The 22,407-nt window shown below is 48.6% G+C and carries 20 protein-coding genes and 1 tRNA gene; 10 read left to right on the plus strand and 11 right to left on the minus strand.

The annotated features are described in order from the left end of the window. Positions 1-450 precede the first annotated feature (450 nt). Complete coding sequence (locus Q0144_RS06445) at positions 451-1,458, plus strand: PQQ-binding-like beta-propeller repeat protein (RefSeq protein ID WP_298062665.1); 1,008 nt, start codon at positions 451-453, stop codon at positions 1,456-1,458. 393 nt (positions 1,459-1,851) lie between these two features. Here the strand turns inward: Q0144_RS06445 and Q0144_RS06450 are convergent, their stop codons facing one another. From Q0144_RS06450 to Q0144_RS06495, 10 genes are all read right to left on the minus strand, one after another. Then, positions 1,852-1,992, minus strand: a complete 141-nt coding sequence (locus tag Q0144_RS06450; protein ID WP_298062667.1) for a hypothetical protein — start codon at positions 1,990-1,992, stop codon at positions 1,852-1,854. After that, positions 1,989-2,573, minus strand: a complete 585-nt coding sequence (locus Q0144_RS06455; protein WP_298062669.1) for a hypothetical protein — start codon at positions 2,571-2,573, stop codon at positions 1,989-1,991. The genes Q0144_RS06450 and Q0144_RS06455 overlap by 4 nt, the downstream gene beginning before the upstream one ends. 490 nt (positions 2,574-3,063) lie before the next feature. After that, a complete protein-coding gene (locus Q0144_RS06460; RefSeq protein ID WP_298062671.1) occupies positions 3,064-3,948 on the minus strand; it encodes a hypothetical protein in 885 nt (294 codons plus the stop codon). Positions 3,949-4,266: 318 nt separating this feature from the next. After that, positions 4,267-4,413, minus strand: a complete 147-nt coding sequence (locus Q0144_RS06465; protein ID WP_298062673.1) for a hypothetical protein — start codon at positions 4,411-4,413, stop codon at positions 4,267-4,269. 79 nt (positions 4,414-4,492) lie between these two features. Next, positions 4,493-5,107: a hypothetical protein gene (locus Q0144_RS06470; protein WP_298062675.1), complete on the minus strand. Its 615-nt coding sequence runs from the start codon at positions 5,105-5,107 to the stop codon at positions 4,493-4,495. A 26-nt stretch (positions 5,108-5,133) separates the two neighbouring features. After that, positions 5,134-6,087 carry a Dyp-type peroxidase gene (locus tag Q0144_RS06475; protein WP_298062677.1) on the minus strand — a complete coding sequence of 318 codons (954 nt, stop codon included), beginning with the start codon at positions 6,085-6,087 and terminating at the stop codon, positions 5,134-5,136. Between the two features lie 229 nt (positions 6,088-6,316). Beyond that, positions 6,317-6,404 (minus strand) — tRNA-Ser (locus Q0144_RS06480). A gap of 424 nt (positions 6,405-6,828) precedes the next feature. Then, on the minus strand, positions 6,829-8,286 hold the full coding sequence (locus tag Q0144_RS06485; protein ID WP_298062679.1) for a TolC family protein: 1,458 nt from the start codon (positions 8,284-8,286) through the stop codon (positions 6,829-6,831). Beyond that, a complete protein-coding gene (locus Q0144_RS06490) occupies positions 8,273-11,431 on the minus strand; it encodes a multidrug efflux RND transporter permease subunit (RefSeq protein ID WP_298062681.1) in 3,159 nt (1,052 codons plus the stop codon). Before Q0144_RS06490 ends, Q0144_RS06485 begins: the two co-directional genes overlap by 14 nt. Then, complete coding sequence (locus Q0144_RS06495; protein WP_298062683.1) at positions 11,431-12,558, minus strand: efflux RND transporter periplasmic adaptor subunit; 1,128 nt, start codon at positions 12,556-12,558, stop codon at positions 11,431-11,433. The genes Q0144_RS06490 and Q0144_RS06495 overlap by 1 nt, the downstream gene beginning before the upstream one ends. 174 nt (positions 12,559-12,732) lie before the next feature. Between Q0144_RS06495 and thiD the strand changes: the two genes are divergently transcribed. From thiD to Q0144_RS06535, 8 genes are all read left to right on the plus strand, one after another. Then, entirely contained in the window at positions 12,733-13,833 is a 1,101-nt protein-coding gene (gene thiD, locus Q0144_RS06500) for a bifunctional hydroxymethylpyrimidine kinase/phosphomethylpyrimidine kinase (protein ID WP_298062686.1), read from the plus strand. Positions 13,834-14,420: 587 nt separating this feature from the next. Further along, positions 14,421-15,572, plus strand: coding sequence for an MFS transporter (locus Q0144_RS06505; RefSeq protein ID WP_298062688.1), 1,152 nt, complete (start codon positions 14,421-14,423; stop codon positions 15,570-15,572). Between the two features lie 108 nt (positions 15,573-15,680). Beyond that, complete coding sequence (locus Q0144_RS06510) at positions 15,681-15,833, plus strand: DUF1440 domain-containing protein (protein WP_298062690.1); 153 nt, start codon at positions 15,681-15,683, stop codon at positions 15,831-15,833. Between the two features lie 163 nt (positions 15,834-15,996). Beyond that, positions 15,997-17,580, plus strand: coding sequence for a tannase/feruloyl esterase family alpha/beta hydrolase (locus Q0144_RS06515; RefSeq protein ID WP_298062692.1), 1,584 nt, complete (start codon positions 15,997-15,999; stop codon positions 17,578-17,580). Between the two features lie 21 nt (positions 17,581-17,601). Then, the gene (locus tag Q0144_RS06520) at positions 17,602-18,084 is read left to right on the plus strand and encodes a hypothetical protein (protein ID WP_298062694.1); all 483 of its coding nucleotides are present in this window, start codon (positions 17,602-17,604) and stop codon (positions 18,082-18,084) included. Positions 18,085-18,354: 270 nt separating this feature from the next. Then, positions 18,355-18,807 carry a flavin reductase family protein gene (locus Q0144_RS06525; RefSeq protein WP_298062696.1) on the plus strand — a complete coding sequence of 151 codons (453 nt, stop codon included), beginning with the start codon at positions 18,355-18,357 and terminating at the stop codon, positions 18,805-18,807. Positions 18,808-18,948: 141 nt separating this feature from the next. After that, positions 18,949-19,710, plus strand: a complete 762-nt coding sequence (locus Q0144_RS06530) for an SDR family NAD(P)-dependent oxidoreductase (protein WP_298062697.1) — start codon at positions 18,949-18,951, stop codon at positions 19,708-19,710. A gap of 250 nt (positions 19,711-19,960) precedes the next feature. Then, positions 19,961-20,545 carry an NAD(P)H-binding protein gene (locus Q0144_RS06535; protein WP_298062699.1) on the plus strand — a complete coding sequence of 195 codons (585 nt, stop codon included), beginning with the start codon at positions 19,961-19,963 and terminating at the stop codon, positions 20,543-20,545. A 23-nt stretch (positions 20,546-20,568) separates the two neighbouring features. On the opposite strand, the gene Q0144_RS06540 is transcribed toward Q0144_RS06535, so the two are convergent. Then, positions 20,569-20,778, minus strand: coding sequence for a 4-oxalocrotonate tautomerase family protein (locus Q0144_RS06540; protein ID WP_297942528.1), 210 nt, complete (start codon positions 20,776-20,778; stop codon positions 20,569-20,571). Positions 20,779-20,966: 188 nt separating this feature from the next. Here Q0144_RS06540 and Q0144_RS06545 point away from each other — a divergent pair. Then, positions 20,967-22,407: aryl-sulfate sulfotransferase (locus Q0144_RS06545; protein ID WP_298062701.1), on the plus strand; the 1,441-nt coding region annotated here is incomplete at its 3' end.

A 22,407-nucleotide genomic window follows, 5' to 3' on the forward strand; every position in this document is an offset into this window, starting at 1 on the left:
AAGCCAAGATTTCGATAGTGGCCTTAATTGATCAGTCCGAATCAAAGTAGTGCACAATGTTGAAATAATATAATGGCATTAAGCTTTGAGCGTTCGTCTGGTATAAAAGTGAACGAAAAACCTAGCAACGAAATTTAGTTATGAGTTTTTAAGACGTAGCATTCATTGTGCCAGGCATAAAATTTTGGAAGCTCCGCGAAATTTAAAATTCCATGCCGCGTGCCGTAAAATTTTAGCGTGCGCATCGTATGATTTAACGTGCACGCCGTAAAATTTCAACATGCATACAAAATTTTAAAATTCGCGCCCAAATTTAAGCTATAATCGCTTCAAATTTTAAGGAGCTGCAAATGCTAAAATCATATCCTCTTACGATGCAGGGCGTGGAGTTTCGCGGACATGGCGTGACGGGCATTTACGAGATAGAGGAGCGGATAGCTTTCGTCCACTTTGCCTTTGCAGCCCCCTAGCGAGCAAAACATCGCCGCGAAGCTAACACCCGGCTACGTGCTACTAGATACGTTTTCGCGCGATTTTAGCGAGCACAAAAGATCGGTGCTCGCCTACGAGCAGCGCGAAATTTTCTCTGCCGCCTCCGCGCTTTGTTACCCGCAGGACGGCCACTTCGTGCTAAATACGAGATATTATGGGGGCTTCGTCGATTCGCCCGCAAAGCTCATCAAAATACAAGACGGCGAAATGACCGAGCTTGGCGATACCCCAACGCCCGTGAAGCAGATCTACAACGATGCGCGAACCTACGAGTTTGACGGCTTTGCCGTGCGGATGAGTTCACCCTTTATGATGGAATGCAGAGCCTCTCAAGGCGGGTCAAATTTAAACGGCGCGGCTGCCGATTTGGGCGGCGCAGTAAATTTCAGCGGCGCGGCGGGCGAAAATTTAAAAAATTCCTCCGAAAATGACGATGTGGCGACTGTTTGTAAAGAAAGCAAAAACGATCTACGCGATAAAACGAGCGAAGCGAAAGATAAAATTTCAAACGGCAGCAAGCGGCCCTGCAAAAAAGCGGCCGCAAAAGGCAAAACGCTTTGGCGGCTGAAGCTAGGCGCGTATCTGTATACGCCCGTTTGGCTGCGCGACGCAGCGACGTCGCATTTTAGCGAGCAAGACAAGCGGCAGGGTCACAAGACGCTGTATTTCGGCACCGCAGGCAAGGGCGGGCACCTATACGCCGTAGACGCGACAAGCGGCGAGGTGATCTTTAAGCTTGACACCGGCGGCACCGAGCATTTCGCGTGGTGCGAGGATAAAATTTTACTCGCAGATCGCCGCGGCAAGCCTGTTTTGATTAGCGCGGAGGACGGCTTGATCTTAAAAGAGGTGGAATTCGGCGAGTTTCAATTCGGCTCGGATCAGATCATGCTCGCTAGTAGGGGTCGCCTCTACGTCGTGGCAAACGACGGAGCCACGATGCATGCCGTCTGCGCTGATATTTAAATTGGACATATTAAAATTCGGCTTGTAGTTGTAGATTAAATTTAAACGCAAGGCTTGAACCGCCGAACATTTTGGATATGAAATTTACCTATTTAAGTCTCATGTCCGCTAGCCGCAGCACCCTTGCGAGCCGTATCCCATCTCTCGCCCATTCGGCAAATGCCAAAAACCGCGAATTCTTTGGTATAAAGCACGTCGTAGCTCACTTGCTAAGTAAAATTTATTTGCCCGGCGCGTCGTTTCGGACTGAAATTCAAACCCCGCGCCTTAAAATTTAAAACAGTCGCGGCAAAATTTCAAGGCGCGAAGTGATGCGAGCTGCCGTGAAATTCCATAGAGCTTTGTGGCGTGCGCGGGCAAACCTCGGCGATGATATTGATCGCGACGCCCGTTTCATTGAAATATCACAAACTGCTTTTGAAATTTTGACGGGCTGATCCGCCGCTCTTTCAGCATGTAGCGGCAAACCCTTTCAAAGTCCGCTCCGCTCATCATAAAACTGATAAATCCGCCCTTGCCGTCATAGATGATCAAAGTATCGATCGCGCGGAAGCTAAATTTCCCCTCCCCGTGATCTTTGAAAAAATCAGTTTGGAGATGAAAAACGGCAAAATCAATGACACCGCGCTCATAATAAAAATTATAAATCCTCTAAGGCTTTGTAAAAATCCGGTAAACGCGACGGCTATTACGATGAACGAAAACACAATACCTACGGAATTTCTAGCTGGCACGATATGTCCGAATAGCGGCGTAGCAGTGAGCTTTATGAGCGATATCTCATCAAATTTTATAGATTTCGTGATTTTGCCCTTGTTAACGTAGTTAATGCTCCTATTCGTCAAATGAACAAAGCGCGTATGGGCACTGTTGAGATAGGACACGACGGCGAATGCTACGGAAACAAACGGCGTATAGTATGGAAAAATATCCCCTATGTATAGAAATACCGGTACTGCCAAGGGAGCGAAGAATAGGTTATAAATAAAGAATACTATTATGTTGTAGTCTTTGACGACGAGGGATTTATTGTCAAATTGCGGCGGATTTAGGCGCTCGGCGCCGTTTTGCTCAGGCTGCTGCGACCTCTGCGGCTCGTCGTTAAAATTTTTCATTAAATTTTTTGCTCCCGTTTTAAAATTTTATCGCTAGCGGCTCGGGCGTTTTGCGGCGTTAAATTTGCCGTTCGTGCCGTACGTTCTAGCGACGCTATCCCAAGCAGAGCCTGTTTGCGTCCTTTCAAAATTTTATTTAGTTCAAATTTATCAGTACCATGTACGCTTGCCGCACCGCCGCATGAAATTTCGAGGCCTCATGGCTCGAAATCAAAACAGTAAAACTCATCCGCCTCGCTCCAAAGCTCCTCTAGCGAGCGCCCGCCTCTTTTTCATATTCTTTAAAATAAGCGGGCAATCAAAATAGATGATTATCGCATACTCTCTGCTACGCAGACGTAGGCTTGGTCATCCATCCTATAATAATTCATTTTAATTGTGTCGGCTCCACGTTTTTGAATGAATAATTTTAGCATTTGTCCACTTTGGGTCATTCAAGTATTTACGACAGAATAGCAATGTATAATGCTGGATTTTATAATCCTTTTTCTCATGAAAATATGAGTTTAAGTTGATATAAAATTCCTGCAGCAATAACGTTTCCAGTAATTCCTTCAAGTATATTTCTAAGGGTTTTTAACGATTGACTTAAAACTACTTTAGAGGGACTTGCTTTTTTTACTTCATTATTAACCGCGTCTAGTTCTTGTTCAAAATCTTTTGGATTGTCTAGCGATACCAAAATGTCTTTTTTATGGGTGTTAATTAATTCTAGGACTTTAACTATTTTATCAATATCCAAACTATTATTAATTGTTTGCGAAGAGTAATTGCTATTCTGCTGAATTTGGCTGTTTGAAACATTGCCATAAAAATTATTTACCGTGTAGTTCTTTTCACTTGCAATTTTCTTTTCTTCATCTGTAAATTTCATATCCACTCCTATAATACCATCTTCTTCCAATTTTAATATCCATTCCATAATAATATTTTTCACGGTCTCAATAATGCCGATTATACTAGTGGGGCTTAACTCTTTTCTATATTTAGTTGGAACACCATCGCTTATAAGTTGGTTAAACGAGTCTGGTAAATTTATACTTATGATGCTCTTATTTTCAGAGCGATTGATTATATTTTCCAATCCTGGAATTCCTTGTCCAATTTTAGACATAGTTAATTTATTATACATTTCAATATTCTCAATTATTACAGAAACCCAACCATGATACGGATTCCACCCTTTAATATCTCCAAAAATATTTCTATACTCTGGAATACTAGCACCTTCTTTATACCCATTCAACTCATTGCTAATCCAAATTTCAAAATCTTTGATCTTTAATTTTCTAGCAATAATATATGCTTGCCTAAGAACATCCGTAGTACTTTTACTCAATATTTGCTTTTGTATATTGATAACTATTGGATCCATAAAATTTATCCGTATTCAAATTAATTTTTTCGCTTTCGTATCTTCTTAGTATAATTAAGCTCATTATATAATAATTTTACCATTTTATACACTAAGTTCACTTTCAATAACAGATTTTAAACTTTGAAATAAGGCTATTAAGAAGTTTAAATTTTGTCGATATATTATGCAATTCAACATTAGATCCTTAGCGCATTGGATTGATTGTTACTTGCTCTTTTACTCCGCCAAAAACCCGAAGCGCTCGATCATATCCAAAAGCATATCGGCTCTGCAAATTTCATCGTCCAGCAGATCGTCGTATTGATCCCGCAGTCGCTAGGCGCCTTGCGCCACGGGCCCTAGATATTCCTTAGCCTGCGCGAAATCCCCTTTCATCACGTAGTATTCGCCTAATATCACGCGAGCTTGCGTCTTGCTAACCTCGTCGCCTTCGCCATCAAGTGCTGCTTTTAGGCTCTGCACGCCGCTCTCTTCAAGCCCCCGCGAGATCTGCGTTACCTTCTGTAAAGCTTCGCATCCATTTTCACTCCTTAGCTAAATTTCATTTAAAATAATAGAACAAATTTCCGCCGCACTCAAGATCCACGAACTCCTTGCTGTCAAAAAACAGCTTAAATTCCATGTGGCTCAGATATTTAGCGTCCTGCGCTTTCTCTATAAAATTTCTTATCAGCCGCTCTATCTTTCCGCCCCCTTCGCGGCGTGCCGCGTCCTGCCTCGTGAAATAAAAAACTACGGGCGCGTCGGACACCGCCGCGATATACCAAATTTTAAGCGGCGCTAAAAGCTCGTTTCGGTTTCGCAGCAGCTCCTCTACCGCGCCTTGGATCAGATCGGTGCGGATCTGCGACTCGAAGGACTCGACCGAGATATAAAAATTCTTTAGCTCGTTTAGCTTCGCGTAAAGCGGCGTGCGGGCGAGATAGCGCTCGATGCACTTTTTATCGGTGATTTTTGCGGCATCTTTATCGAAGCGAAGCACGATCTTAAGCCACGCCGAGTCCCTGCCCGCGCCGTAAAACGCGCTGATAGGACGAACCTTAAATTTAGAGTTTATAAACTCCAGTAAGCCGCTGATATTTTCGCTGTTTTCGGCTCTATTTTCTATGATCTCTTTGCAGCGCCTGCTCTGATACGGGCTTAGATCGCAAAACATTGCGCGCCTTTAATTTAAAGCTAAATTTACTCTGCGCTATAAGCCTGCAGCATATCGAAGGTCGGAGCGAAAAAGAGCGCGCCCGTCTTTGCGGTGCTGAAATCCAGTAGGCGGTCGTAGTTGCCTCGCGGGCGGCCGATAAACATACTCTCAAGCATCAGCTCCAGCGTACTGAAGGTGCTTGCGTAGGCGATGAAGTAGGTTCCCGTCTCACCGTCTTGCATAAACGGCATATTGCCGCGCACGACCTTTTTGTCGTCGCCTACGTTGGCTGCGGCGGAGTGCGAGTTGCTGGGTTTTATCTCCTCGCTCATTTCGATATCGTTTTGCTTGGATCTACCGATGACGCGCTCCTGCTCGGCGACGCCCGCGGCGTTCCACGCGCTCATATCGTGGATATATTTTTGCGTAAAAAGATAGCTGCCGCCCTTATACGCCGCATCCTCGTCGCCTACCTTGGCGAAAAAGTCGCGATCTGCGCCTTGCGGATTTTCGGTGCCGTCCACAAAGCCGATGATAGCGCGCCCGTCGTAGTATTTAAAGCCGCAGATCTCCTCCTCGCACGTCGCGACATCCTTCAGCGCGGCTCTGATCTCGCTTGCCATATCGTAGCAAACGGCTTGATTTGCGGCTCTGATGTGGATGTGCAGATCGCCTCCGGTGGCGGGCGCAGCGTGTTTATCGCCCCTAATCTCTTCGAAATTTTTTAGCTCTTTCGGCAAAGGCTTCGGCAAGCCGAGCATTTTCCATGCCTCAAAGCCCACGCCCAGCACGCAGCTCGTTTCGCTAGCCGCGCCGAATCTCGTAACGGCGGTTTTGTTTAAATTTATCACCAGGCCGCAAAGACCCTCGAAAGCCTTTTTACAGGCGGTTTTGTCTGCGCTAAAACGCCAGATCATAAACACGGTGTTATTGCCGGGCGCGTCGGTTACGTTTTGGGATTTTGCATGCGCACAGGCGCAACTTTTTTCTTTACTCATTTTCGCTCCTTCAAAGTGAAATTTTAAAAGGAATTTTAGCGCAATATCGGTAAACGGCGGGCGTAGAGATAGAATTTAGGTGGCTTTCGGGTTTGATTTCGGCGGAGGAAATTTTGTCTTTGATCGTGGGACTTGCGGCAAGGGTGGAATTTGGGCTTTAAATTTATAAAATTTACGCCGAATGGGAAGCGAAATTTTAGAGTTTTGCGAGGACGAAATTTTAAAGTAGTGGCAGATGGGAAGGGATTCGAACCCTCGAAAGCTTGCACTTTACACGCGTTCCAGGCGTGCTCCTTCAACCGCTCGGACACCCATCTAAATTAAAAGTCGTGATTATAGCGAAAATCTAAAATTTTGCCAAATTCCGTTTTGGCGCGCAATCCGTTTTGCCTTTAAATTTAAAACGCGGCGCTTAGAATTTTACCGTAGCGTTTGAAATTTTATCGCGCTGCTTGTAATTTTGCCGTGCCGCTTAGAAATTCTACCGCGCGCCTAAAATTCTACCGCGCCACTAAGCCAAGCCGCTTTGCGCTTCCTAGCCGAGCGACGATTTCACCTCGCTGCGGCTATTTTAAAATTTAGATTATCTTTGAAATTTGGATTTGCCGCCCGCCGCGGGGCTAAATTTAAAAAGCGCAAGTAGATTTTACTTTCATATAGTCCGCTTGCGCCGTAAAATTTCGGCGGCGCTTTAAATTTACGGGTATTTTAAAATTTCGCGCCGCCAGTAAATTTAGAAAGCTAATTAAAAATCCTATCCTTCGGGAAGGCGGACATATCGGGCTGCACGTCCTGCTCGGCGCCGATAAGCGCCTTTATTTCGCTATCTTCTATGCTAAAGCCGCCGCCGAGCGCCTTGTATGCATTCACTGTCGCGTTTAGCACGTCAAGATCGGTCTGCACTTTGTTTAGCTGCGCGCTAAGTAGGTTTCGCTGCGAATCCAAAAACTCCAGATGATCGCTGTAGCCCGCCTGATACCTGCTTGAGGCGTTTGAATAAATTTTGCTCTGCGAAGCGACGAGATCGGCGAGGCTTGCTTGCCTCAATTTGGCGTTTTGTACGCCTACAAGCGCGTCGCGAACGTCGCCGAAAGCGGTTTTAAGCGCTTTGTCGTATGCGATGAAGCTCGCGTTTTGCTCCAAATTCGCAAGCTCTACACGCCTTTTTTGGCGGCCGAAGTCAAGTAGCGGCCCTACGAGCGAGCCCCCGATATTCCATGTACTCGCGCTTGCGGTAAACAGCCTGTCAAACTCGCCGCTTGCATATCCTGCCGAGCCCGTAAGCGAGAAGGTAGGGAAGTAGCCCGCCTTGGCGACGCCTACTAAGAAGTTGCTTGAGCGCAGATTTTCGAGCGAGCTTGCGACGTCGGGGCGGTGCAGGATCACGTCGCTTGGGATTCCGCTTGGGATCTGCGGTGCGCTAGGCATTTTCGCGGCGGTCTGCGGCGCGCCGCGTAAAATTTCATCGTAGCTCTTGCCCGTTAGGATATTTAGCGAAGTTTGAGCTGCGGAGAGCTGATTTTGCACGCTTATGAGGCTTGCCTCGGCGCTTTGCACCGCAGCTTTGGCCTGATAAAATACGATCTCGCTAACCGCGCCCGCATCGAGCTGCTTTTTGCGGTAGTTTTGCGTATCTTGATAGCTTTTTAGACTGTCTTTTAAAATTTTCTCCTGCTGCTTTAGTGCTAGTAGCGTAAAATAAGTCGTCGCAACCGTGCTAGTAATCGTGTTTTTGGCGGTTTCGTAGTCATATTTCGTCGCATTAAATTTCGATCGCGCCGAATCTACGCTATTGCGCACGCGCCCCCAAAAATCGATCTCGTAGCTTAGCACGGCGCCAATCTGATACGAGCCGTGGGAGTTGCGATCGGGCTGGTTGCCGAAATTATTTTGACGCACTGCGCTGCCGCTTAAATTTACGTTCGGCAGATATTCAATCTTGTTCAGCCCTAAATTTACGCGTGCGTACTCGACGTTATTCAGCGCGGTTTGCAGGTCGGAATTTTGCTCCAGCGCGCTTTGGATAAGGGCATTTAACTGCGGATCGTTAAAGCTTTTCCACCACTGCGTGCTAACATTCGTGCTCGCGTAATCCGCCTTAAAGCCGGTCTGCTTTTGCGGCGTAACGGGCTTGAAGTTGCAACCGCAGAGTAAAATTCCAAGCGTCAAGGCGCTTAAAAGAGCATTATTTATTTTCATCGTTCACCTCGTTGGTTTGGACTTTTTTACCGCGTCTATCAAGCCAAGCGTTGAAGCTTTCGAGCAGGTAGAAAAATAGCGGCACGAAAAAGATCGCGATCGTAGATGCCGCGAGCATTCCGCCTACGACGCCGGTTCCTAGCGCATGGCGGCTAGCAGCGCCTGCGCCGGTAGCGATAACCATCGGAAGCACGCCGAGGCCGAATGCAAGACTCGTCATCACGATAGGGCGAAACCTCATCTTGGCGGCCTCGACGGCAGCTTCCGCGATCGGGCGGTGGTTGTTTAGGTGCTCGTTCATCGCAAATTCTACGATCAAAATCGCGTTTTTCGCCGCCAGACCGATTAGAAGTAAAAGCCCGATCTGAAAATATATGTCATTATTTAGCCCGCGGAAGTACGTAAATACGAGCGCACCAAATACCGAAAACGGCACGGCGGTAAGCACGGCAAGCGGCATGAGCCACCTTTCATATTGAGCCGCTAGGATCAAAAACACGAAGATCATTCCAAATACAAATGCCTGCGAGCCTTTGCCGGTCTCGCTGACCTCTTGATACGCGGAGCCCGCCCAGCCGATAGAATATCCGCTAGGAAGCTCCTCTTTTATAACCTCTTGGATCGCTGCAATCGCCTGACCCGAGGTATAACCCGTATTTGGCTCGCCCATAATCTGCGCTGCTGGGAAGGCGTTAAATCTATTAACGGAATCAGGGCCCAGCGAGCGCTCAAGCCTCACTAAAGAATTTAACGCGATCAGATCGCCGCTGTCGCTGCGGACGTAGAGCGATTTTAGATCGTTAGGATCGTCTCTGTAGTTTTGCGTAGCGCGGATATAGACCTTAAACGTGCGACCCAAGAGGTTAAAGTCGTTGATGTAATACTGCCCGATGGTGGAATTTAGCACGGTGAAAATGTCGGCTATCTTAACGCCTAGCATCTTTATCTTCTCTTTATCTATATAGAGCTTATACTGCGGGAAATCGGTATCCAGCGTCGTTCGCACGAGCTTTAAAGCGGGGTGTTGATTGGCTTTGGCAGTTACGCGATCCATATCTGCGCGAATTTCATCGTAGCTCTTGCCCGTCGTGCTTTGCGCGTAGAGCTCAAATCCGCCCGTAAGCGAAAGCCCCATAATAGGCGGCGGCGTGACGACGTAGGTCATCGAGTTGCGATCCGCGCCGTAGAGCTGCCCGTTTAACGCGGCGGCTATGGCGAAGTTGGAATTTTCATCGCCGGGGCGCTCCTTCCAGTCTTTTAGCTTCATAAAAAAAGCTCCCGCATTTTCTCTAAGCGCTCCGGCTAGCATATCGTATCCCGTGATTTGGGTTATATCTTTTACGTTTGGATACTTTTTAGCGATACTTGCGATGAAATCCTGATCGGCTTCCGTCCTAGGCAGCGTAGATGCCGAGGGAAGCGTAGTCATCGCCATAATCGAGCCTTTGTCCTCGTTAGGCACCAGGCCGCTAGGAGTGAGCACAAGAAGCTTCACCATCGCATAGATGATGATGCCTACAAAAACGAGGCTGATTAGTACGTGGCGAAGAACCATGCCGACGCCTGCGGCGTAAATTTTAGTTGAGATGCTAAAAAGATTATTAAACCATCTTATGAAAAAAAACGGCTCGGACTCCTTTTTTTGCAAGATTAGAGCGCAAAGTGCGGGCGTTAGCGTAAGGGCTACGAAGCCTGAAAAACATACCGAGGCTACGAGCGTTAATGCAAATTGCCTTTGCATAACCCCGGTAAAGCCCTCCATAAACGCAACCGGCACGAAAACCGCTGAGAGCACGAGCACGATCGAGATGACGGGCGCTACGATTTCGCCCATCGCTTTTGTGGTAGCCTCTTTGACGCTAAGATCCGGCTCCTCGTGCAAAATTCTCTCTACGTTTTCGATCACGATAATGGCGTCGTCCACGACGATGCCGATAGCTAAAATAAGCGCGAAAAGAGTGATTAAATTTATTGAAAATCCGAAGGCATAAATTCCGATAAACGCGCCGCAGATCGACACCGGAGCGGCAAGCGTCGGAATGATCGTCGCTCTAAGATTGCCTAAGAACATATACATAACGATGATGACGAGGATTAACGCTTCAATGAAGGTATGAATGACCTCTTCGATCGATACTTTTACGAAGCTAGTCGTATCGTAGGCGACGTCGTAGGTCAGCTCGCCTGGGAAATTTGGTTTAAGCTCGTCTATGCGCTTATTTACCGCTTCAACTACGGCTAGGGCGTTGGCGCCACTTTGCATAAAGATAAGAACAGGCACCATCTCTTTACCGTTAAATTTCGCCGAGATATTGTAGCTTGCGCCGCCAAGTTTGACCTCGGCGACATCTTTTACGCGCAAGAAATTCCCATCTTTTTGCGCGCGTATGATGATATTTTCAAACTCTTCTACGGTTTTTAAACGACCCTCAGGCTTGATCGCATATACGTAGGGATTGCCTAAGTTCATCGGCTGCTCACCCATCTTACCCGCGGCGTATTGGCTATTTTGCTCGCTTATTGCGGCGATTATCTCGGCGGTAGTAACGTTAAATTTCTTAAGCAGCTCGGGCTTTACCCAGATCCTCATCGCGTAGTCTTTCGTTCCCAGCGCCTGCGCTTCGCCGACGCCCGGCACGCGCTTTAGCTCATCTACGACGTTGATAGCTACGTAGTTTTGCATCTCTACGACGTCCATTTGCTCGCTAGGATCGTAAAACGCGAGCACTTCCAGCATCGTGCTGCTGCGCTCGGTGACGGTTACGCCATAGCGGCGCACTTCATCGGGAAGTAGCGTAAGAGCTGGCGTTACGCGGTTGTTTACATTGACTTTCGCATCTGCTGGATTTGTGCCGATTTGAAAATATACGTTGATACGAACGTCGCCGGAGGAGCTTGCCGAGCTTTCCATATAGATCATATTTTCAACGCCATTGATCGCATTTTCAAGAGGGGCTGCGACAACGTCAGCGATCGTTTGCGCGTCCGCGCCGCTATATGTAGCGCTAACGACGATTTGCGGCGGCGTGAGTTGCGGATACTCCTCGACGGAAGAATTTTTAAGAGCCAAAACGCCCGCGATTACGATTATGATCGAAACGACGCAGGCAAAAACGGGGCGGTTGATGAAAAATTTAGAAAACATTATTTCCCGCTTTCCGCATTGCTCTGAGATGCTTCAGGCTGTCCTGCTACGTAAGGATCGGTGCTTGCGGGTACGGGAGTGACCTTGGAGCCCACGTTGATCTTTTTAAAATTATCCAAAATGATCTGATCGCCGTCCTGCAGCCCGCTTGAGATCGTCGCCGTGCGGGTATCTTGCGCCGAAATTTTGACTACTTTTTTAGCAACCTTGCCGTCTTGTACGACATAGACTATGGTGTTGCTAAGATCTTGTTTGAGCGCAACTTGCGGAATTTTAAAGCCGTTTTTCTGATAAAAGCCCTCGACGCTTACTTTAGTAAAAATTCCAGGGCGAATTTCTAAGTTTGGATTTGGAATTTGCGCCTTGGCGCTGACGGACGCGGTGTTTGTATTGATAACGCTATCGATGAAGCTTAGCGTGCCGTTGTAGTCCTTGCCGCCGAGATTTATGCTTACCTGGCGACCCAGCTGCTTCCACTGCCCGTTTTTTAAATTTACATCAAGCTCCAGCCTATCGACGTCCGCGATACCGAATTCCACGTCGATCGGATCAAATTTAGAAAGCCTAACCAGATCCTCGCCCACGTTTACGTATGCGCCTACGTCTTTTTGCGTATCGCCAGCCATGCCGTCAAAAGGCGCGGTTACGAGCGAGTGATCAAGATCGATCTTTGCACTTTTAAAATTTGCTTCAGCCACCATAAACGCGGCCTTTGCGGTGTCGAAATCCTTTTGAGAGATCGTATTGCTAGCTTTTAGCGCCTTGGCTCTTTTGTAGTCCGCCGAGGCGTTTTGCAGATTAGCGTTTGCGCTGTCAAACGCCGCTTGGTAGCGCGAGCGGTCGATCTCGTAGAGCACGTCGCCCTTTTTGACGCTACGACCAGGCTCGAAAAGCTGCTTTTCGATAGTGCCTGAAACCTGCGGCTTTAGCATTATCTCAAGCTCGCTTACGGTCTGTCCGTTAAATTTCAAAATTATCGGCACATCGGCGGATTTAGCGATAAATACGCCTACCGGCAGCGCGGGAGTCTCGCCGCCTTGCTTCGCGCCTTTATCTTCCTTTTTTTCGAAATAGGAGCAGCCCGAAACTAAAAACGCTGCGAAAATCAAACTAGCGACTTTTTTCATGTAAATTCCTCTGTTTGGGTTAAAATTTTGTATTTGTAATAGTTATTACGAATAAATTATAAATTATAATAAAAACTATATAAATAAAACTTAAATTTGGCCCGTAAAATAATATATCGGACGGAATTATAGCGGAATTTCGATATAATCGCGCTAAAATTTTAAAGGCTTTATATGAAAAGAATTCTTACTATCGCGGGTTCGGATAGCGGCGGCGGTGCCGGCATCCAAGCCGATATCAAGACGATTAGCGCGCATAAGATGTTTGCTATGAGCGCTATTACGGCGCTTACGGCGCAAAATTCTCGCGGCGTATTCGGCGTACTAGACGTTTTGCCAGATTTTGTGGAGGCGCAGCTCGATGCGATTTTTAGCGACATCTTTCCGGACGCCGTTAAAATCGGAATGATCTCCAATGCAGGGGTTGCCGAGACCATCGCAAAGAGCCTGAGCAAGCACGGCGCGAAAAACGTCGTCTTAGATCCCGTGATGGTCGCCACCAGCGGCGGAGTTTTGATGAAACAAAGCGCGCTGCATGCGCTAAAATACGAGCTCGCCCCCGCCGCGGAGATCATCACGCCCAACGTGCGCGAAGCCGAGGTTTTGGCGGAGATGAAAATTTCAAGTTTAGCCGACATGCGCGCTGCTGCGGTTAAAATTTCGCAATTTTTTAGCGGCGCGATTTTGATTAAAGGTGGCGATCTTGCGGGTGCGAGCGAGGCTTGCGGCGCGGCGGGAGCGGATACGGCGCGAAATTTTAATGCTTCGCAGCGCCAAGCGGGCGAAAATGGCGCACGCGAAAATTCTGCGGGTTCGACGAAGAGCGCAAATTTCGCGGGTGAAAATTTTACTAGCGAAGACGTAAATTTAACGGCGGGTGCGGAGCCTTCTTTTGGGCAAAATTTATCCGCACCCTCCCTAGGCGCTGGTTTTGAACCGAGCGGCGAGGACGGGGATTTGAGAAATTTCGCAGTCGATATTTTGTACGAAAACGGCAAATTTTATGAGTTTTTCGCGCCGAAAATTGCTACGCGTAACACCCACGGCACGGGCTGCACGCTCTCAAGCGCGATCGCGTGCGCGCTAGCGGCGGGGCTTAGCCTGCCCGCAGCCGTCACCCATGCCAAGGGCTTCGTGCGCAGGGCGCTTGGCTGGGGTGAGCAGATCGGACACGGATGCGGCGCGATAGATCATTATTTCACGGTCCAAGATCCCTTTGGCGCGGACTTTAGCGGATCTTGCGCGAATGAAATCAAAATCATCGCCCCGGATTAAAATTTCAAGCGCTCATTGAAATCCCTGCATTCGTAAAATTTCAAAATTCCGCTGCTATTAAATTTAACCTAGCGGCACGAGATCGTCCGAATGGCTCGTCGCGACTTGTGATAAACGACGGGATTGCGCGGCTAAAAAGCGTGCGCTACGGGGATATGCATACTTAAAATTTTAGTTGATTTTTAGGCATCATAATCCGCGTAGAATTTTAAAGAATTTTTGAATTTTATTATAGGGTTCGCGTTGCAAGTTAGGGCTTTCCTTATTTGCCTTATGCTATAGTCCTGCTTCGCGACATTGTTAAATTTGCGTTATTTCTTATAGGTCTTTATACGCGAAAAAAGTGGATTATAAATATAAGCTAGTCATGCACTCACTGCTCACGTTACTACCTGTCTTCGCCCCTTCAAGGTAGATGCATCGCATTGTATGTCCGACCATTGCGCTATACTTGCCGCAGCATTGCGACATCGCTGCGAATTCGCGATCCATTCCTTTCGTCTCATATTTGCTGAGTTCGCTAAAATTCCAAATTTCCTCGCAAAAGAGTTATAATGGCTAAAATTACGTAAATTTAGGAATTTAAAATGCGCCGCAAAAAAGGACTACTACCCTTAATCATCGCCTCGGGGACAATCTCTGCCGCAGATAACTGGATCGCATCGCTACTGCTACCTAGCATCGCAGATACGTTTGGGGTGCAGGTAAGCGCCGCCTCGGCAGTTTTGACGGCATATCTGATCCCCTATGGCTTACTTCAGCCGGTTTACGGACATCTTAGCGATCGCTACGGCAGAGGTAAAATTTTAATCTCGCTAATGCTTTTTTTGGCGATATTTACGCTTCTTTGCTCCACTGCAAAAAGTCTAGCGTGGCTTGTTTTATTTCGTTTTTGCACGGGATGCGCGGCAGCGGGTATAATCGCCGTCTGCCTCGGCGTTATAGGCGATGCATATGACGATAAGGATAGACAAAAAATCGTAGCGATATTTCTAGGCTCGGTATTTTTAGGGCAGGGACTGAGTGCAGCTTTAGGCGGGTGGGCGGTGGCTAGATTTTCTTGGAGGGAGATATTTTTAGCCTTTTCTGCGCTGTCTGCAGTATCTTTCGTATCACTATTTACGCTAAATTTCAAAGACGCTCCGAAAAGCGGAGGCGAGAGCTTCGTAAAATCCATAGCTAGCTTGCGCGGCGATGCTGCGCTTTTGAGAAGCTATTTTTTGGCTTTATGTAACGGCGTAATCGTGCTTGGGGCGTATTCATTCATAGGTGCTTATCTGCTTAAAAAGCTGGGTTTGAGCTCAAATTTCGCCGGAGCTTGCCTTATGCTTTACGGCGTCGCTTGCTTTTTGGCAGGAAACGCTGCTAGATATTTAAAAGAGAAGTTGCCGCTAAAAGAAATTCTATCCCTCGGCTTTTTGGCGTCCGCTTCGGCGCTGTGCCTTTTGGCGAGTTGCTTCGCTGCCACTGCATATGTAGGAACATTTTTGTTGGGATTTGGCTATGTTTGTGCGCAGTCGGTCCTAGCAAGCGCAGCGCTTCGTTGCGGCTCCGCCAAAGGTCTATCCTCTGGGATCATAGGCACGGCGATATTTTTCGGAGGCGGCATCGGTACTGCCGTAGGTGGCAAGGCGCTTGAATATTTAAGCTACCAAGGGCTATTTTGCGGCTTTGCCGCGTTAGCCGCCACGCTGCTGATTTTTTACCGTGCAAGCTTTAAGGGTACGCGTGAAATTTAATGCTTCGCGACAATAGAAAATTTAAAATTAAATACACTTCGCTGTCGAGAAATTACCTAAAATTACGCTATTTCAGGGCGCCGCATTGGCATCGTCATAAATATCGCAGTGCATTGCATCACGCTGCCGCTTTTAGGACTTACACCACCGCTTTTTCAGCTTCCGTGGTATGAGTTCGTTTCGGGATTTTTTGGGCACGTGGTTTGGTTTTGGGCGATCGAAGTATTTCGCCGCGATTTGCGAAATTGCGTGGCGGGTTAGTCAGATTGATCCTGTGGATTGTCCGAGCGCTTCGTCCTTTTAATTAAAATTTGAAATTCCGCATGGCTCCGCTAGGAATTCCATAATTTCTCAAATACGCTTGAAATTCACGATAAATTTTTATGTTAGAATTACGATTAATAAAATTTTAAAAGGAGTGGCAATGAAATATAAAATTTTAGTTGCGGCCTTTACGGCTACTTTGGGCTTACAGGGAGCGCTTGCGAGCGATTTTGGCGAGCGGGCTTGCGCGGCGCTAAAGGGCACGAAAATTTACGATACAAAGATCAGTGAAGCGATCTGGAATCAAAGCGGCGAAATCGGCGCCGATAGGATGTCTGCGCTAACCGGCGGAGCCAAAAAGACGCTAAAAGCCGCGCCGCACTGCATAATTCACGGCGAGATAGCCTCGCGCACGGGCTCGGACGGCAAGCATTACGGCATAAAATTTGAGCTGCGCTTGCCAGGCGACTGGAACGGCAAACTGCTATTTCAGGGCGGAGGCGGTTTGGACGGCTTTGTAGCGCCGGCTCTTGGCGCCGTATCTATCCGCACTAGCACCGCAACGCCCGCGCTTATGAGGGGCTATGCGGTCGTCACGACTGATTCGGGACATCCTACGCCTACGCCCGAGTTCGGACTTGAGCAACAGGCGCGGTTAGATTATGCGTATCAGGCTATCGGCAAGGTCGCGAGCGTCTCAAAACAGCTGGTTTTCGCGGCGTATAAAAAAGCGCCCGCGCACAGCTATTTTATGGGCTGCTCAAACGGCGGGCGCTCGGCTCTGATGGCGGCGCAGAGGTATCCACTGGAATTTGACGGCGTAATCGCGGCAAATCCGGGTTTTAGGCTTTCGCGCGCGGCGATCGCGGAGCAGTGGGACAACCGGCAGCTTATGAAGATCGCGCCTAAAAACGCCGCAGGGGATAAAATTTTTGCAAACGCCCTTACGCAGGAGGATTTGGATAAGCTAAGCAAGGCGGTTTTGGATAAATGCGATGCGCTAGACGGGCCAAAAGACGGAATCATCGGCGCTTGGGAGCGTTGCGAGTTCGATCCCAGCGGACTTGATCTAGCTAAAGAAAAAATTTCTGCGATAAAAGCGATATTTGAGGGCGCAAAAAACAACAAGGGCGAGCAAATTTACAGCGGCTGGTTTTACGACGCAGGGGTAAATCAGCCGGGCTGGCGCATGTGGAAGCTAGGCGACTCGCAAACGGCAGAGCCAAATGCTAGAAATATCGTGCTCTCAAAGGGTTCGATGAATTATTATTTCTTGACGTCGCCGCAACCGGAGTTTGATCTGATGAAATTTGATTTCGATAAGGACGTAGAGCGAACGTTCGAGACCGCGGCGATAAACGATGCGATTTCGACCAAGCTAGATAGCTTCCGCGCTAACGGCGGTAAGCTCATCATCGTAACGGGCGTTTCCGATCCTGTATTTTCGGCGATGGATCAGCGCGATTGGTTTAAAAAGCTAGTGGAAACGAACGCGAATGCGGACGAATTTGCGCGATTTTTTGCACTGCCTGGGATGAATCACTGTGGCGGCGGTAACGGCATCGATGACGTCGATCCGCTAAGCGCGCTTGAAGCGTGGCGCGAGCAGGGAACGGCTCCATCTAGCCTGCTAGGCAAAAGCACGAGCCGCGCGGACAAACAGATCCCGATCTGCGCGTATCCGAAAGCGGCTGCCTACGTAGGTGGCGACGAAAATAGCGCGAGTAGCTTTGAGTGCAGATAAAATTTATTTAAAGGAGTAAAGATGAGAAGTAAAATTTTAATTGCGGCCTTTGCGGCGGCGCTTTTGTGTGGCTGCGCGGCGCACGACGCAAAGCTAGGCAAGGAGGCAAGCGCAATGGATAAGAGGGGCGAAAGCTCGGCTGCGGACTGCGGCGCTAGTGAGGGCGTCTGCAAAGTGCCCGCGGCGCAGGGGCCGGTGATAGGCGGCGGCACGGATGAGCACGGCTGCTTGGTCGCCGCAGGGCAGAGCTTTTCAAAGATCAAGAATGGCTGCGTGCAGGTTTTTGACGTCGCGGACGTGAGGCTAGACGATCCGGATAACGCTACGCTTGCGATCTACGGGATATTTTCCGCGGATAAAAGCAGGGTAGAAATTTTTTGGTCGAGCTTACCGCAGAGCGAAATTTTAAGCAAAGTTAAGGGAGGTGGCTATGTCTCGAAGGACGGCAAAATTTCGCTGCTAAAAACAAAAAGCGGCAAGGGCTATAAGATCCGCAGAAAATAGCGGGTGAAATTTTAAGTCAGCCAAATTTCGTGCGCTGTGGAGAAATTTAATCCAAGCGCGCCAAAGCTCGGGCTGGCCTAGTAGAGCCTAAGGCTTAAATTTAAGGGCAAGTTAATACCAAGCATTCGGTTATTTGCGGCATCTGCCGCCGATAAAATTTAATTAAAGGAGCAAAAATTGAGGTCATAAAAGTCGATCTACAAAAATCATATCCCAAACCCAGGCGCGACCGCGCTTGTATCGGCCAAATACGATGGCGACGTCAATGCGATGGCGATAACGTGGGCGCAGGCGCTTGACTACGACAAAGTTACCATCGTGCCGCACAACGGCTCGTACACGAGGACGCTCATCGAAAAGAGCGGGTATTTCGCCGTGCAGATCCCCACGGCAGCGCAGGCGGAGCCGCTTAGCGAGCTGGGTGCCGAGAACAACTCGCGCTTTGATAATGCGGACAAGATGAAAAACGTGGAAATTTTTTATAAAGATGACTCCCGCGTACCGCTGATCGCGGGCTGCGCCGCATGGCTCGTTTGCAAGCGTATCCCCGAGCCTCATAACGAGCAGAGCTATGATCTTTTCATCGGCGAGGTCGTCGCGGCGTATGCGGACGAGCGGATATTTGACGGCGGACACTGGCTGTTTGAAAAGATCCCTGACGAGCTAAAGACGCTTCACTACGTCGCCGGGGCGGTCGGTATTATCTGGACGGCAAGGCGGTAGATACCAAGCGCACGCCTATAAGCGACGAATAAACCGCCTCGCAAAATGCCGGCAAATTTGTAAATTTAAGACGAGCGCACGCGTGAATACGCGGCGAGCTTCGATAAAATTTCAAACTAAAGAATCTAAAAAGGATAGAAAATGAAAAAATATATCGTCATCACCGGCGCGAGTTCTGGTATTGGAGCGGCCGCGGCCGAGGCGTTTGCGAGGCGCGGAGAAAATTTGATCCTAATCGCGCGCAGAGCGGAGTTGCTGCAAAGCTTAAAGAAGGAGATCGCGCAGATCGCGCCCAAATCGGACGTAGTCATTAAAATTTGCGACCTTGCACGCAGCGAGAACGTCCTAGCACTTTGGGACGAGCTAAAAAGCTACGAGCTAAAGGCGCTAATTAATAGCGCTGGCTTTGGGGATTTTGGCTTAGTGGGAGAGCAGGATTTACAAAAAACGGTAAGAATGATAGACCTAAACGTAACCGCGCTCGCGATACTTTCGAGCTTATTTACGCGAGATTACAAACGCAAACAAACTCAGCTTATAAACATCTCCTCTGTGGGCGGCTATTTTCTGGCGCCCGGCGTCGTGCCGTATTGCGCTACAAAATTTTTCGTAAGCGCTTTCACCGAGGGTTTGAGCCACGAGCTGGCGCAGAATAAAGACGCCAAAATGCAGGCTAAAGTTCTAGCTCCCGCCGCGACTAAAAGCGAGTTTTGCGACGTAGCTTCGGGAAAGCGCGGATTTGATTACGATGCGGCGTTTTCGCAATACCACAGCAGCGAACAAACGGCAGAATTTTTGCTCACGCTTTACGATAGCGATGCATGCATCGGAGAGGTGGATTTGGCTAGCTTCGAATTTAAACTTAGCGAACCGAAATTTAATTATATAGCAGCCGCCAAATAGCGGATCGGGTGAGGCGCAAGCTCACTTATAGCTTGCGCTGTTAAGTTGCTTCTTTACGTGCGAGCAGGACTTAATTAGCTTCGTAGCGACAAGCTGCGCAGGCAGGCGCCTTTGAATTTTACGCATTTATAGATCGCACGATGAGCCGTGCTGTGCAGACGATATGCGCGTAAAATTTAGAATAACGTAGCGCCGGAGTTAAATTTGACTGCACAACGCGTTAAAATTTAAAGAAATTCAGGGAGTGAAAATGGGAAAATCCGCTCTTGTACTAGGCGCTACGGGCGTCGTAGGCAGGGAGCTGGTGCGCGAGCTTTGCGAGAGCTCGGGTTACGATGAGGTAGAAGTATGGACGCGCCGCGAGATAGGCTTTTGCCGTCCTAAGCTTCGCGCGCGGATCATTGATTTTGAGAGCATTTCGGATATCGCGCCACATAAATTTGACGAAATTTTTTGCGCGTTGGGCACGACGATGAAGCAGGCGGGTTCGCGCGAGGCGTTTTTGCGCGTGGATGTGGACTATGTCTATGCGGCGGCGAAGTGGGGCAAAGCAGCGGGCGTGCGGCGCTTCGTGCTCGTATCATCTCCGGGTGCGAACGAGGATTCGCTAAGCTTTTATCTGCGCGCCAAAGGACGTATTGAGCGGCGCGTGAGCGAGCTTGGCTTTGACAGCCTTCAGATCGTCCGTCCGCCGATAATCCTCGGCGAGAGATCGGATGTTCGCCCGCTGGAGCGGCTCGCGGCGGCGGTTTTTAAACTGCTGCCCGCCTGCGTGCTCGGTAAATTTAGACCGCTTAGCGGCGCAAGTATTGCCCGCTGCGAGCGTGATTTTTAGCTCAAAATCCTATAAAAATTCGCTCATTTTTTCTCTTTATTTTGTTTGATCTCCTCAAGACTTAGACCGCTTTTACCGATGCTGTCCATACCGAGCGTTTCGATCATCACGAGTATTGCGGCTGGGTCTTTGCCTAATACGCGCGCTAGCGTGTCCGTAATCTCGGCGATGATTTGCTTTTTTTGCTCTTTTGTAGGCTCTGGAGCGGCTACTTTTATATTTACGAATGGCATTTTCTCTCCTTAAATTTGATAAAGCAGGGCTAATTATATTAAATTTTAGCCTGTTACCCGTCTCGTTTGCGTTCTAAAATTTAAGTAGATATATTAGAATTTAACTTTAAATTTGATTTAAAGCTAGTATGATTATTATGTGATTCGGTAGTAGTAAAATTTGATAAATTTACCCAAAAGGAGCGAATATGTGTAAGAATTTTTTCGGTTCTATCGTTTTGGCTGCGGCCTTGGTAGGCGGCGCGTTTATAGCGGTGCCGCAGACTGCGAGTGCGGGCGTTTTGGCGCATCAGGTAAAAACCCAGGGCGAGCTCGGCTCGGTATTTATCAACCCCTACGATGTGGCGCCTCTGACCGCCGTTATCGATAGGGCGGGCAAGGATATCAAGGATATCCACGTGCGGGTGCTGGGTAAACCTAGCGGCGGTATCGACATCGCCTATAATGTCTCCGAGCATGCGCTGCTGACGCACGACGGCGTGCCGATCTGGGGGCTTTATCCCGACTATCTAAACGAGGTTGAAGTAAGCTACGTTTTTAACGGCGAAAAGAAGGTCGAAAAGTATAAAATTTACGCTCAGCCGATCGTGACGTATAGCCGCGATTATAGATTTAGCCACATGCAAAAGATGAAGGTTAAAAAGGTCGATCCCGCCTTTAAAAACAGGCTCTATCTCATCAACAACACCATCACGAGCGTCCATAAACCGCTTGATTGGAAAAACGGCGGTGCGGCTAGCTGGAATGATTTCACCGAAAATTTCGTCGTCGATACGCAGGGCGAGGTCAGATGGTATCTGGATTATCAGAAATTTTACGACCGCAGCGAGCGTAGAGTGATGGACGGCGGCATGATGATGGGCTTTCATCAGCTGCCAAACGGCGATCTGAGCTGGGGCATGGCACAGCGATATATGCGCTACGATATGATGGGCAAGGAGGTGTATAATCGCGAGCTGCCGCGCGGCTACATCGACCTTAGCCACGAGGTGATGCCGCTAAAAGGCGATCACTTACTGCTTCGCGTCGGTAAATACAACTACCACCACGCAGACGGCAGGATCTCGCACACAATCAGAGATCACATCATCGAAGTGGACGGTAGCGGCAAGGTCGTGGACGAGTGGGATCTGAATGAAATTTTCGGCAAAAACGTCTACCGCAGCAACCTCATCAAGGCTCTTGACGCTCGCGCCGTGTGCCTAAATATCGATATGGACGCCAAAGAGATCAAAATAAGCGACGATCTGCCTTTTGGCGACGTGACCTCGACCGGCACCGGACGCAACTGGGCGCACGTAAACTCGATCTCGCACGATCCTAGCGACGACGGCATCATCCTCTCGCTTCGCCACCAAGGCATAGTTAAGATCGGCCGCGACAAAAAGGTAAAATGGATCCTCGCATCGCCTGAGGGCTGGAGCGCGGACTTTAAAGAAAAAGTGCTGGTGCCCGTGGATAAAAACGGCAACAAGATCAAATGCGAAAACTCAAGGTGCGAGGGCGACTTTGATTGGTCGTGGACGCAGCACACCGCGTGGCTCACTCCGCGCTATGATAACAAGGGCCCAATCAAGCACATCAGCGTATTTGACAACGGCGACGGCCGCGGTATGGAGCAGCCTGCGC

Source organism: uncultured Campylobacter sp., from assembly GCF_938045345.1.
Lineage (GTDB): Bacteria > Campylobacterota > Campylobacteria > Campylobacterales > Campylobacteraceae > Campylobacter_B.